At 45.3% G+C, this 15,013-nt stretch carries 7 protein-coding genes; 3 read left to right on the top strand and 4 right to left on the bottom strand.

All coding sequences use genetic code 11. The annotated features are described in order from the left end of the window. Nucleotides 1-305 precede the first annotated feature (305 nt). The 4 genes from ACFOMG_RS08250 to ACFOMG_RS08265 form a co-directional block, all read right to left on the bottom strand. Nucleotides 306-761: a hypothetical protein gene (locus ACFOMG_RS08250; protein ID WP_376865939.1), complete on the bottom strand. Its 456-nt coding sequence runs from the start codon at nt 759-761 to the stop codon at nt 306-308. Between the two features lie 9 nt (nt 762-770). Continuing rightward, nucleotides 771-3,383, bottom strand: coding sequence for a type VI secretion system tip protein TssI/VgrG (tssI, locus tag ACFOMG_RS08255; protein WP_376865941.1), 2,613 nt, complete (start codon nt 3,381-3,383; stop codon nt 771-773). Nucleotides 3,384-3,497: 114 nt separating this feature from the next. After that, nucleotides 3,498-4,583 (bottom strand): RICIN domain-containing protein, encoded by a 1,086-nt coding sequence (locus tag ACFOMG_RS08260; RefSeq protein ID WP_376865943.1) that lies wholly within the window; start codon nt 4,581-4,583, stop codon nt 3,498-3,500. A 138-nt stretch (nt 4,584-4,721) separates the two neighbouring features. Beyond that, on the bottom strand, nt 4,722-11,057 hold the full coding sequence (locus ACFOMG_RS08265; protein ID WP_376865944.1) for a Calx-beta domain-containing protein: 6,336 nt from the start codon (nt 11,055-11,057) through the stop codon (nt 4,722-4,724). 209 nt (nt 11,058-11,266) lie between these two features. Between ACFOMG_RS08265 and tssA the strand changes: the two genes are divergently transcribed. The 3 genes from tssA to tssC are packed head-to-tail and all read left to right on the top strand — an operon-like array spanning nt 11,267 to nt 14,954. Next, a complete protein-coding gene (tssA, locus tag ACFOMG_RS08270; RefSeq protein ID WP_376865945.1) occupies nt 11,267-12,946 on the top strand; it encodes a type VI secretion system protein TssA in 1,680 nt (559 codons plus the stop codon). 34 nt (nt 12,947-12,980) lie between these two features. Beyond that, on the top strand, nt 12,981-13,469 hold the full coding sequence (gene tssB / locus ACFOMG_RS08275) for a type VI secretion system contractile sheath small subunit (RefSeq protein WP_376865947.1): 489 nt from the start codon (nt 12,981-12,983) through the stop codon (nt 13,467-13,469). A 6-nt stretch (nt 13,470-13,475) separates the two neighbouring features. Further along, nucleotides 13,476-14,954 (top strand): type VI secretion system contractile sheath large subunit, encoded by a 1,479-nt coding sequence (gene tssC / locus ACFOMG_RS08280; RefSeq protein WP_376865948.1) that lies wholly within the window; start codon nt 13,476-13,478, stop codon nt 14,952-14,954. Nucleotides 14,955-15,013: the final 59 nt, after the last annotated feature.

Genomic DNA, 15,013 nt, shown 5'->3' on the forward strand with positions numbered 1-15,013 from the left:
CCCGTTACCGCTTCCGTACAACGCTGAGCCAATCGAGCGTTGTCACGATTTTTTAAAATATTAAACGCCCAAACGGATATCAGAGCTAAAAAAATAATCAGGAAAAGAATGCCGTCCGCAAACGCCCCCGGCTGAGCAGAACTGAACGACTTAAACGACTGGTACGCCAGCACCGTTGCCGGTAATAACAGAACCAAAGATACAAATGTATTGCTCGAGTTAAAATACAGCATGAGTCTTATAAAAATTCACAGCTGCAGGTTCTTTATATCTAAGAAATCCGGATATTCCAACAGCATAAATTCCTAAGATTCATCACTATTTTCCCAGCCACCCACCGCCAAGGCATCATAATTAACAGCAATCTCTCCCAAGTTTTCCGGATTATATAAAAGGGGGATTTTCCCGCCAACTGATAAAGTATAACGAAATTCTGGCTCCAAATTTTTAAGTTCACTTTGACGCCCCAGACAGTCTACAACAACATTAAGATAACGACGCCGGTTAACTTCCAAATGGCTATCCGATATGGCAATAACAGTACCCAAAACTTCGTCAGTACAGCGCATCGATAGTTTTTTATACCTTCGTGACTGCAACCAATAATATATAAATACAAATACAAAAATCAGCGGCGCAAGCCGGTGAGTCCGTTCTTTAGAGTCCTGCCACGGCGCGCCAAAGGTAATATGATCATAAAGCATTGCCATCAATGTGATCGCCACAGGAACTAACCACAGCCAAAGAGCAGGAATATTCATTTTGCGTTATCATCCAATTATAACCAAGGTAGACTTTAAAGAGTATACATTATAGTTGGCCGTGGCTGTGGTTGATTTCTCAAGCTTGACTTTACCGTTAGCTATCGACACTTTCCCTTCCCATAATTTTGAAACATTATCCACAGTCACACTAGCTCCGGCTTTCATTTCCATTGTTGCCGATAAGGAAGACGACGTTTTTACGCCTAGAAAGTTTTCACTCACCAAACCACAGTTAGTTGTAGACGTGATATCGACTATCGTATCTGATATCTGACCAAGCACTGTGCTTTTATTAACGGCACTCATTTTCAATATATTATTTTCACCCGTTACCGTAATATTCTCAGTGTAATTACCACCGGTTGTCACAGTTTCGGTATAGTCACCACTCAGGGTTTTTGTAACCTCTTGTGCAGCACCCGTGATGGTCGTAGAGACATCTCCGGTTATATCTTCAGTCACATTACCGGTAATAGTCCGCGTGATATCACCGGTTAATGTTTCGGTAGCCGAGCCGTCGCGCTGGAAGGTGAAATCCCCCTTATGACCAACATAATGTTCACCTTCAATATGCTCGTAGGTGTTGCCGATATTTTGTGTTACCAGTGAGTTATCGTCCCAACTTCCTGGTAACGATGGTCCCGGCTTCGGCACCCCCTTACCAGCACCAAGATCGACATTATTTTCAATAAAACGGCCACCGTAATTATAGGTCTGATGGATACCCGTTAACCCCTCACCCTGTGCCCAGGTTGAGGCAACCCCTGCATGATAACCATAAGTATTGCCAAAGTCCTTACGTACGATGCCACCCTTACGCTCACTGTTCAGTGGCACATCGAACGGATCTGTTGTAACCATGGATGCATCGTTACTATACAACCTGTCGCTCAAATCGAACTGATTGTTACCTGATCCAACGGATGCATCAAAGGTATGGTTTTCTTCATAAAGTGAGCCAAACCGAAAGCGCGCATTAACACCGTAAATATAATCCGCACCGTAAGTCCTTTCATAACGATCACCGTAACGCTCATCAATATGATGATTACCGGCAATGTAATCGAGTGTTTCACCACTGTCCGTTCCATCCGGGCCAAGCACCTTAAGTGGAGATTGCTGAATATTATTCAGAACCTCAGAGCTATCATACAAGCCACTAATGTGCAAAGTCTGATGGGATTTCAGCGCTTCTGTGTACAATAAACCATCGGTACGAATCGACGCATGATGTGGATTTTCATTATTTACAGGATGTCTTAGCGACTGTGAATTTTCCAAAGCACTCTGAATATACGGCCGGTCTGGATTACCATCAATAAAGGCAACCTGCACTTCGGTTCCCGGAGTCAATGGCATATCAAAATGATTAGTTCGGGCAGTCTGGCGTGCCAAACGTATCCAGCTGGATACCTTCTTTTCGTCTTTAAGGAAGTCAAAAACAACCTGATATTTACCAATACTATCGCGCTGAGCAATATCCTGTTGATCACCATCCGCATGGACACGTGCAGTGGCTGAAATCGCTCTTGGCTTTTGAATCCGGCTGCTATCTGGACGATACTGAATACCCTTTGGAATACCAACAAAGCTGGCTTCATAGAATGGTGCGCTATGACCTTCCTCAGAAGCACGATGACCGTTATCCAGATGACTACCGTTATGACGAACTTGAGTGATAAGAATTTCAGCAACCGAATTGCCGGCGTCATCTTCAACATTCAGCACGAATCCGGGCGCCAAATAAGGAATACCAGTAGTACCCTCAAACTCGACAGCATAACACTGATATTCCTGCAAACGGATTTCTGCCAGCAGTTCTGCTTCATCTTTGCTGTCACACCCTTCGTTAACCAGGTGAACACTGTTTTTACCGTCTATCTCACCCGCCGAACCTTCGAAATGCTCAGTTGCCTGATCAGGATTAACCTCCGAGATCACCACGCCATCCGGCACTGCATTATAACTACGACGTAAGGTTCTTACTGTATCAAAGCTGAAGCTTGGATTATTACTGATATCCAGCTTGGCACTGGCAATAACAGCCTGATCGTAACTGGTGTTATCCGAAAATATCAGTTCACCATTTTGCTGATGATCAAAATAAAAATAAATTCCCCAATGACTGGCCAGGCGACTGACAAAATTAAAATTTGATTCAGCATACTGACACACGAAATTTTTTTCAGGGTAAGTCTGGGTAGTTTTCATGCTATGTTTTATCATAACATCATCGCGCAGTTCAGCTTCCAGAATCTGTGGTGCCGCTTGCTTTACATAAATGTCATAAGACTTATTTTTAGACTGCCGCCAAAGACCTGGCACCATAACTGCCGTATAGTACTTATGGGTATTAGAGCCATGAAATTCTTCATCGATTGACTGTAACATCCCGCTGATAACATATTTCCCATTTGAACTATCAGCATCATCAACAACAAGTGAGCAACTTTCGGCCAACACTGCCTGAAAATCAATCCCTTGTGCCACCTTCTTCTCCACTTTCAGTTTCAGTGTGAACTGAAACATCTGTGACATCCCTTCAGTGCCATTAAACCCGATCAGCGTAAACTCACCCGGATAACTATCGGTGACAAATGAAAAATTCGGTTCTGCCATGTTACATCCCTGTAAAAATAAGCATCAACATTGGAATTTAAGGCGATATCAAGATAAGGAAATATCACTCAAAAAATAACCAACAAGTATAAATCAATAACCTACAGATACGAGTTAATACTGTATCACCCAACGCTGGGCCTCTGAATCAGAAGGTGCGATCGTAGTATAATCCGACAAGCCATCGGTTGTTTGTATCAGAAAGTATTGATCTTCATCATTTTTTATTCTTTCCGTTTTAATTTTCACGTCACCATCCCCATGCGGACATACATCCCACTTAAGGTTAAGGCTGTCCTGACACAAGTAGGCTTGGGCTTTAGTCTCATCATCATTGCCATTATCCATACAAAATCTGGAGTCATTATCGCCCCGGAACTGAGAAACAATATTTATCGCATCTCTGCAACTGCCACTGCCACTGCCAGAAGAAGAATTATCAAATCGCCAACGTTGAGCAACGGATATTGCATTACATGATCTGGCCAGCAGATCGCGGGCATCTTCGCCCTCAGCTCTCGCTGCAGTATTAATCTCAATACACTTCCCGCTGGAACGATTAATAATCTGAAAGTAGTCCTGTACCCCCAGAACGTAAAAAGGCTTGCCAGCACCCAAAGCTTCAACCGGGTCCAAAAGCTGGATTACCATTGATTGAATATCCAAAGCATAGATATTATAGCCCGAGCCTAAGTCCTTAAAGCTGCTACTGGGTATATAGCCCGTATAATATGGCCGGCTCCCGCCATCCTGGGCCGCATTGCGATTACGAAACCAATTGTCGATAACATCATCAAATTTTTTGGCACCGCTAAATTTCACCAACTGCGTTAACTCTTTCAACGTAGGTAAACGATACCCCTTATCTGACATCGCACTTCTTGCGTTTGCATACTCAGTCAGCGAGATCAATGTTTTCGCATTTTCCACAATACCATCGGATACGACGTCAACATCTTCGTTCCAGTGCGCTTTAACAACATACCTGCCGGCCACACTGCAATAATGACTTGAGTGCTCCGCCTTATTATCGCTGTAAATCTGACTAGCCGAACAGGCAATCATTTTCGCCGGCAGGAATTCGGCATCACCCGGAGAGGTAGCTCCCCCTCCTGACATCGCTGCAACCTCCAAGGAAAGTACAGCCAGCAGCCAGACGAAAGGGCTGACAAAAAGCCGTGACATTAATTTCATCACCATGTTACTCCCCGCTGATTACACAGTTTGCCACTGGCAACCGAAATGGAATTTTCATCAAACATCCCTGACTTATTAATTTATTGAATCTGTTATGTGCTGATTTAGCTCTTGGTTAACAAACTATGTTGTCTTATGCCATCAGTGATACACATACATAGTCTTCAGATCTGAAGGTCCGAACGGTACAGTGCCAGGACTCGCTTCATTATGACAATAGGTAAGTCCGTTATCTGCATCAACGACCCATTTCCCGTCAACCAGGCATTCATCTGCAGTAATAAAATAACCGTTCAATGAAAGCGGAGCGGCATCCGGAGTGGACAAGTCAAGAAGATTCAAGAAATCAGCAACCGATGGACGCTGCCAGCGGTAACCCTCCGGATCAGTCCTATAACCACAAACTTCAATGGGCACATTCTCTTCTTTGCTGATCGCCCACATGTATCCTGTATTACTATCATGCAGGCATGGGTATTCTTCTGTACCAATAGACGGTGGAGTGCTACCGTCGTCGACTGGCCGGATCGGTGGAACCGGCTCCCCATCATTGGTGACAAAGGTAAAACTTCGTTCCGGAAACACCACTTGTGCGTCATGCAAGGGAATATTGCCATCGGCATCACAATCCACAGCTGCAACATCAGAATTGATAATCAGGCACCGGGAAAGACCACTATCAACGGCTGAAATAACATCGTCATCATTAACAATGACAAACAGCCCCTCATCGTTGAAATCACCTGATTCATAGCTGCTCGCAGGCACTGGCATTCCATAACCAAAACAATTTCCACCCTCACACAAATCTGACTGGGTTACATTAATATTGAACCACTCATTTCGTTCCAGCAGAGCATCGTCTTTAAAATTGACCAGCTCCTTCAAATAGCAGTTATCGGAACCAAATTCGAACTTAAGGAGTTTAAGCTCAACACTATTTGAACTTGTATCATTACTGTCACTAAGCCAATAGTCCTGACCAAGAGTCGCAGAAGACAAACGCTCTTCAACACCTGAAGCCATTCCCTGACTTAGTACACTCAATTCCTGCGCCCTGGCTGTAAAATCAGATTCTTTTGCTTCATCGCTGACCGATCCTTCATCAGGAATACAAACTTCAAGAGCTAATGGCTGTGTTTCTGAAGTGGATTCAAGTACTGCCCGAGAACCACCGACGTAGCTTATTGTAACAAAGTCATTATTTTTAATGGTATAACTGGCTGTGGCTATTTCCGCTTCCGTTTCCGTTTCCGTTTCCGTTTCCGCTTCCGTTTCCGTAACGGATTTATCCAGATAAACCGAACCAGTAGCGTCAGCCAGCTTGAGGGTATAGGTTATTTTTTCATCCGGTTCGACAACCGAGTCGTCTTCTATCTTCAGAGTAATATCATGAGAGTGGCCGACGCCCTTCAAATCAATATCAACGTGACTGCTATCGGAGTCGTCATCATCAAAGTTGGAGCCACAACCAATACTGCCATTATCACAACTCGGCACCAGTTTCATTTTCAGGTTTTCCACATTATCCCCAATCGTCAGACCTTTCTGATCGCTGAGGCTCAGTGCTAACTCAGTATCCGACTCCGGCCCACTACTCTTACTAAACTTAATCAATGGCTTTATCAGGTCATTATTTTTAATGGTATAACTGGCTGTGGCTATTTCCGTTTCCGCTTCCGCTTCCGTTTCCGTAACAGATTTATCCAGATAAACCGAACCAGTAGCGTCAGCCAGCTGGAGGGTATAGGTTATTATTTCATCCGGTTCGACAACCGAGTCGTCTGCTATCTTCAGAGTAATATCATCGCCCAAATCAATATCAACGTGACTGCTATCGGAGTCGTCATCATCAAAGTTGGAGCCACAACCAATACTGCCATTACCACAACTCGGCACCAGTTTCATGTTCAGATTGTTCACATTATCCCCAATCGTCAGACCTTTCTGATCGCTGAGGCTCAGTGCTAACTCAGTATCCGACTCCGGCCCACTACTCTTACTAAACTTAATCAATGGCTTTATCAGGTCATTATTTTTAATGGTATAACTGGCTGTGGCTATTTCCGTTTCCACTTCCGTTTCCGTAACGGATTTATCCAGATAAACCGAACCAGTAGCGTCAGCCAGCTGGAGGGTATAGGTTATTATTTCATCCGGTTCGACAACCGAGTCGTCTTCTATCTTCAGAGTAATATCATGAGAGTGGCCGACGCCCTTCAAATCAATATCAACGTGACTGCTATCGGAGTCGTCATCATCAAAGTTGGAGCCACAACCAATACTGCCATTACCACAACTCGGCACCAGTTTCATTTTCAGGTTTTCCACATTATCCCCAATCGTCAGATCTTCCTGATCGCTGAGGCTGAGCTTGAGTGCTAACTTAGTATCCGACTCCAGGCCACTACTCTTACTGAATTCAATCAATGGCTTTATCAGGTCGTTATTTTTAATGGTATAACTGGCTGTGGCTATTTCCGCTTCCGTAACGGATTCATGCAGATAATCCGAATCAGAACCGGCAGCCAGATGGAGGGTATAGGTTATTTCTTCATCTGGTTCGACAACCGAGTCATCTTTTATAACCAGGGATAACAAAGGCTTCTCCCTGGTGTAATCAAACCGTTTTACTGCATCCGAAGACTCAGAATAATCATCGTTTACATTCTTACCGCAACCGGAACATTCTCCGACAACAACAAACGTCAGGTCTTCTTTGACTACATTGTCTGCAATCAAACCACCTGGTTTAAATATCAGCTCTGGTGAAGCTTCTGAGTTTTCTGCAGCCGCTGAGTGATGACGAAAATAAACCCTCGGTTTCAGTTTATCATCGTCTTTCAGTGTAAAATCGGCAAAGGAAATAGCGAACTTATCAACGATATCTGAAGCCAGATAACTGGCGTTACCATTACTGGCCAGAGCCAGCTTATAAGTAAACCGTTCTGTTGGCTCAGTGAGGTTATCGTTCAGAATGGTAATTTTATAGCTTGGATTATATGGAATCCCCGCCAGGTTAATGGACATCGGAACATCATCGGAATAATCATCTTCCCCACTCCCAGCGTGACTATCACATCCCCCACTACAGACAGAAGTCAATTCAAAAATCATATCTGTGATATTACTGCCGACACGATTACCACCCAGATCGATTGTAACGGTTAACGCCTTGCCTGGACCTTCCTCTATTTCAGTCTCCGATAGTGAAACAGCAGGAGATAGCTTACCATTTTTACGAATGACATAACTTACCTCATCAATAACGCCGGTCTTACTATTCAAATAGCGCGCATTGCTTCCGGCCTTCAGGCTCAAACGGTATGTAATTGTTTCATCAGGTTCAACCACATTGTCACTGAGAATCTCCATATCGTAGAAGTGGTTCTCACGATCCAACTCGCCCTCTTTGGCAGAAAGCTCAACCTCGGAATCATCGCCACTATTTCCCAAGCCCGAGTTAAAATCCTGACCTTCATTGCCACAGTTGTCACATTCTGCCGATAGCACCAGCACCAGATCATCAACATTATCAGCGATACGTCCGTTAAGTTTCAGTGTTAATGTCTCTGTTACAGATAACGATGCAGGTTCATCTCCAGCATTATTCGTTAGAGTCAGATCTGGGCTGATAACATCATCATCATTGACCTCATAGCTGAAACGCAGATCCTGGGCCGCCATTTCGCCGCTAATATACAAAGCACGATCATCATCAGCGATTCCGTCTATCGCCAACCGAAGCGATACCGCCCCCTTTTCTTCCGGCTCAACCAACTGATCCTGAATAAAGTAAGAAACACTAAAAGGCTTCACACTGCCATCGGGGTTTAGCTCCAGATTAACAGCAACCTCCTGAAAGTCCTTATCTTTGGTCGTACATTTATTGGCTGAACAGACTTCTGTAGACGGTGAGATGGTTACCGGCGGAAAGTTCGCCGCCAGCATTCCCTCAACCAGAAACGACATCGGCTGCAGCCCACTCAGATTGGTCTCGCTGCCAGAAATATGGTTGCCATCACGAATATAAGGCGACTCGTTACGCCAAATGGTTAATCGATCATCATTCACCAGAGTGCCTGCCACCGACGCATAGTCATCATCAACTGGCTGGCCAGCATCAACACACGACTGGCCAACAGGGCAAATACTCATGCGAACCGGAAAGTCTTCCGCGACATGATCAAACTGCAGCAGCAGAGTCACCTCTTCATTCAGCTCTACCAGAGAATCACGTTCAACTGCCAGCGCTACCTCAGCCTGTGGCAAACCTGAATTTTGAGGAGCCAGAATCAGTTCATGCCACTCTCCCGCACTGGCATCTAGCTCGGGCTTTGGCACCTGAACGTCACTGAAGTCGTTGTCATCCGTACCATTAAATAGCAGCTTATACTTCAGCTTAACGGTAACCCCGGCATTCAGCGACAAGTCAAAGGCGTGGCTGGCAGCATCTTCTATTTCACTAAAACCATTAACGGTAACTTGAGCTGTATCGTTATTCTGCACCGTCAACAATAAGTCTGCATGTCCGGCCGTACTGTTTAAGGCACCATAACGCGACTGCAATGACGCTGAAACAATGCTGCGTTCATCACACTCAACTAACTCATCATCATTAATATCAAAAGTAACAGCGATCCGAGATTCACCTTTTGCCAACGCATCGTTATTACTGAGTGAAAAATCTTCATCCAGGGTCAACACCGTCTTACTGACCCAACTACAGTTATTGAGCTGATCACTGTCAGGTACCTGTGCAGCTATGACTACATCAAAATGCTGCAATGCTGAAGCATATTGACCAGAGTCATCTTCAAGCTGCAGGTACAGCGTTACTGCGGCCTCTCCTTCAGAAATCACAAGTTCTGAAATGGGTTGAGATACGTCTTCAATACCCCGTTGATACCAACTCACCCGCGGCAAGTCATCATTCACAATAGTCAGTTCATAAATCAGTGGCAAACCGTTTTCATCGACCAGCTCATTCTGAAATTCATCAAGCAACTGCAGATAAAATACTTCATTAGCTTCGACATCCGAATCGGCACTGATAGGCAAATGAATGCTGGCAGCCATCTCAGAACTGATAGTGATTCTTTCGCGGGAAATTTCTGTTTCAGACGCAGGGGAATCAAAATCATTAAAATCCGATTTTTTACCATCGGTATATAACACATAAAAATAATCAGCCTCAGCACCGTTGGTCTGCTCTTGGTAGGCAATATTAACCTCCAGATTACGGTTTGTGCCTGTGCCTTCCCAGAATGCGAGGTCATCAGAAATATCGTCGGCACTGGACACCTGAAATCTAGGTGATTCGTTATCGCGGATATACAACGATGTTGCACCGAACTCTGCGCCCTGATCATTCAGCAGTTGTAGCTGAACAACTTCAGTTCCTTCTAATTCATTATCATCTTTAATGCGAACAGTAGCCTGATAGACCGATGTACCTGGCGTAATAATGACACCGCGGGGTGTATCATCATAATCCTCCGCACCAGCCAAACTAACTCCTGCCGCTTCATGTTCACTTCTATTTTCCGCCTGTCGTAACTGGTAAAACAACTCAAATGGTTCACTGACTTCACCAGAAAAATTATTATCAACGACGAATGGAATCTGATAGACCGAATAGCCTTGCGCATCTTTTTCTTCAGCTGACTCGGCTACAGTCTGAGATTTTCCACCATTAATTTCAAAGGTAGGATATCCGTCTTGACCGGGTACATCATCTGTTCGAATCAGACCCGACGCCTCACGCACCAGCGAAGAATGACTCACCTGAAGCGTCATAACTTCATCAGGTTCAACCAGGGAATCACCCACGACCATTACCACAACATCCTGTGACAGCATGTTACGGGTAAAAGTAATCTGACTATCAACTACCGTATAGTCCTGATCCGCCTCAGCGACACCAATCCCTTGCTGTGCAAGGGTTGAAACATGCAGTGGAAAATCGTCGATAGTATTTTCGGATAAGGTGACCGTAAAGATTAATTTTGAACTGCCAAAGTCGACCTCCGTCGTTTCAGCATCAGCCACACTGAACCGGGGAAAGTCATCATTCAAAATCTTACCGTACAGCGTGGCAATTTCACTGCCATTTTCATCTGACAAAAGCACACCAAAGCGTTCGTCCGCTTCAACACGCGTATCAGCTAAAACCTCAACTACAACAGCATATTCTTTACCGGCCTGAACGGAATAACTACCGGACAATGGCAAAAAATCACTATCCTCGACCGCTTCAAGATCAAACGTTTGATAAGAAATTTTACCGCTGCGCTGAGCGACAAAAGTTAATACAATTTCCGCTGAATTCTGGTTTCCTTCGACAACCTCAGAGTGGCCATTACTGATGACAGCCGGATCATCCGTAACCCGTCCCGAACCGGAACCACCACAGGATGGTAATAAAATTACCATCATCCAAAGCAGTAACAGTTTTTCACGGCACGGCCAAGACATGACAAAATCCCTTTATTACACAGCATTCCTTTTCGGCGGCGATTATATCGACTCCCGATTTTTTTTCCATCAATTATGAATACAAATTTCAACAGCCTATCGTCATGACAAACGGTTGACAAAGCAGTCCAAACTCCAGATACTCCGCCTCGCAAATACGGTCGTAGCCCGACTGAATTTCAGGACCATAGCCAACACGGAAGATTAAAATGGCTGATATTTCTCATCCTTACTCGGAATTGGGCCGCGCTCCCATTAATGCCGAAAATCCAGCTGGCATTAACGCAAAATACGAACACACCTACGAAGAACTCATGAGTGAGCTAAACAAGCTTGAATCAATCAGTTCTGCCAAGATCGACTGGAGTGTCATCCGTACTTTATCCTTAGATCTGTTAAAAAACACCACAAAAGATTTTTCAGTTGCCGCCTACCTGGCGGTAGCATTGCAGGAGCTTGAGGGTTATGCCGGCCTGCTTTATGGCCTAGATATTCTGACCCAGCTCAATGAGAACTACTGGGAAACCGCTTTTCCCCCAGTGAAACGCCTGCGTGGACGAAAAACTGCAATTGAATGGTTTGCCGAAAAAGCAAACCACTACCTGTCAAATAATCCTGTCGGCGTTAACGATCAACAGCACATTATCGATTGCGCTAAGCTACTAAAGGATCTGGATTATTCATTAGCAGAAAAGATGGGGGATTCGGCACCAGCTATCACTGACCTCAGCCGAGCCCTCAAACAAGCCAGGCAGGCAGCTGAATTCGAACTTAAAAACAAAGTACAGGAAGGCCCGACCAATAAGCCGGTTCAATCTGTCCCCGGTAGCCAGCAACAAACAACAGACTCCAGCACACCAGTGCCTAATCAACCAGTCACAGAGTCAGTAGCGGACACAACCCCAATCCAATCGGCAACGGCCCACAGCCTGCCAGAAAAAAAAGAGCAGCCACCAAAACCCGGCAGGACAGCACTGACACAGGACATTGTCAGTGATATATCAAGTGATGCCGATGCACGCAAGGCTTATAAACAAATCCAGGAAGGCATGCGTAAGCTGGCTGACTTCCATGCCCAGCAAAAACCTTCCGACCCTCGCCGTTACCGCCTCTCCCGCTCCGCATTGTGGGATTCCATTGATAAACTGCCACCCAATAAAGATGGCAAAACTCAGTTACCAAAACCACCTACGGATAAGTTAAAAAAGCTGAAGGAACTACTGCAGCAAGGTGACTATTTAGAAGTCATTCAGCAGGCTGAAACCTCTGCCTGCAAAATGCCTTATTGGTTTGATGGAACACGCTTAATCGTCAGTGCTCTGGAAGCACTGGGCGCCGAATACCAGAAAGCCAGGGATGCTTTACTCGAAGAACTGACTCAGTTTTTACGTCGCGTGCCTAAGATAATCGAACTGCACTACAGCGACGGTACTCCATTCGCTGATGATCAGACACGATTCTGGCTATCAACACTAGCCGCTGACAAGCAGGACACTCCGGTGCCGAAAGCCGCCGCTGACACGCTGTCGGAAATTATCAAAGAGGCCGAGAAACTTACAGCCTCGGGAAAGCTTCAGGAAGCTCTCGGACGTTTAAAGGCCGGTTTTGTTCCGGCTAATATGCGCGATCAATTCCGTGTCAGGCTCGCAAAAGCAGAGCTGATTGCTAATGCCGGCCATACCGAAGTGGCTATCCCATTACTACAGCAGTTAGTTGAAAACATTGATACCACTCAAGTGAGTGACTGGGAACCTGATTTTGTAGCACGTGCTTACGATTTGTTAGTTAAAGCATACGGACGCACAGAAGATAACGACAGTCAGGAAGCCCGAAGCCAGGCTTTCAGCCGTTTATGCTGGTTAAATCCGATTCTGGCAACCAGTGTTTAATTAAGTTCCAAACGAGTAATAAAGGGAGAGCAATATGGCTGGAAATGGCAGCGTCGCGCCTAAAGAGCGCATCAACATTTCTTACAAATCTAATACTGGCGGTGCGTCAGAGAGCGTTGAATTGCCACTTAAATTATTGGTAATGGATGATTTTACTGGACGCGAAAGCGATGAAGTCATTGAAGATCGTGAGCCGGTTAACGTCAATAAAGACAACTTTAATGATGTTATTAAGAGTCACAACCTGTCTATGAGCTTCAGCGTACCGAATAAACTGCGTGAGCAATCTGACGACGACATCAGCGTCGAACTGAAGATGGATAGCCTACAGGATTTCGGCCCGTCGAAGGTAGCTGAACAGGTTCCTGAGCTGGCCAGTTTACTCGAGCTACGTCGGGCACTTCAGGCACTGAAAGGCCCCCTGGGTAATGTCCCAGCCTTCCGGAAAACCATTCAATCCATCCTGGAAAATTCAGAAACCCGCGCTCAGATCATGAGCGAACTGGGTCTGAATGAGGAGTAACAGGCCATGACCACATCCGTAGAAAATAATACCGTCCCCGAACTTGCAGAGGCAGGCAATTCATTACTGGAGCAAGTAATGCTGGAGACCCGCATGTCTCCTGATGATGACGGTTTTGATACGGCTCGCCAGGGAGTTGAAGCATTTATTTCAGACCTGGTTAAGAACAACCGTCACGTCGACAAAATAGAAAAAAAACTGGTCGACGATATGATCAGTGCCATTGACACAAAAATCAGTGATCAACTTGATGAAATTATTCATGCCGATGCATTCAAAAAGGTTGAATCAGCATGGCGGGGGCTGCATTTTCTTGTAAACCGCACGGATTTTAAGCAAAACATTCTGATTGAAATGATCAGTGCCAGTAAAGACGAACTGATTGAAGACTTCGAAGATTCACCGGATGTTACCCGGTCAGGCCTGTATAAACATGTTTATTCAGCAGAGTACGGTCAATTCGGCGGCAAACCTTACGGTGCCATCATTTCCGGCTATTCGATCGATCCGAATGCGCAAGATATGAAACTGTTACAGGATCTGGCATCAATTGGGGCAATGTCGCATGCTCCCTTTATTGCTTCGGCTGGCCCTAAGTTTTTTGGCCTGGAAGATTTCTCTGGCTTACCTGCCCTCAAGGATCTCGAATCTATTTTCGAAGGACCACAATACGTTAAGTGGCAAGGGTTCCGTGAGTCTGATGATGCACGCAATGTTGCCCTGACAGTTCCAAGATTTATGCTGCGCTCACCTTATGGTGAAGATAATAAGGTCAAAGAGTTTGATTACCAGGAAGGTATCAATAAGGACTTCCGAAAATTATGCTGGGGTAGTGCCTCTTATGCCTTTGCCGCCAACATGTCTCGCTCCTTCGCTGAGTACCGTTGGTGCCCTAATATTATCGGCCCACAGAGCGGCGGTGAAGTTCTGGATTTACCGGTTTACAAATACGAAGAAAACGGTGAAACCCGTATTTACACACCAAGTGAAGTCATGGTATCTGACCGTCAGGAATTTGAACTGGCCGAGCAAGGATTTGTAGGCCTGGTCGCCAGAAAAGGTACAGACAACGCAACCTTCTTTTCCGCCAACAGCTGCCAGAAGCCCAAGTTTTTTGGCAACAGTCCGGAAGCCAAACAGGCAGAAACCAATTATAAACTGGGTACCGAACTGCCCTATCTGTTTATGATCGATCGCCTGGCCCACTACATCAAAGTTCTACAGCGGGAGCACATCGGCAGCTGGAAAACCCGAAACGATCTCGATCGTGAATTAAATCAATGGGTCCGCCAATATGTTGCCGATCAGGACAACCCGCCGCCAGAGGTCCGTAGTCGTAAACCTCTGCGTGAAGCAAGTATCGTTGTGACCGACGATGAAGGAAATCCAGGATTTTACCGTGTCGAGATGAACGTAAGACCGCATTTCAAATATATGGGATCAAGTTTTACGCTCTCTCTGGCCGGGAAACTGGATAAAGAGTGAAGGAGTACAGCTTTGGTCGGGTATTAATTCGATCTGTTGTTTCTCTATATAAAGCTATC

It is taken from the genome of Bacterioplanoides pacificum, assembly GCF_042648445.1.
In the GTDB taxonomy this organism is placed as follows: domain Bacteria; phylum Pseudomonadota; class Gammaproteobacteria; order Pseudomonadales; family Oceanobacteraceae; genus Bacterioplanoides; species Bacterioplanoides pacificum.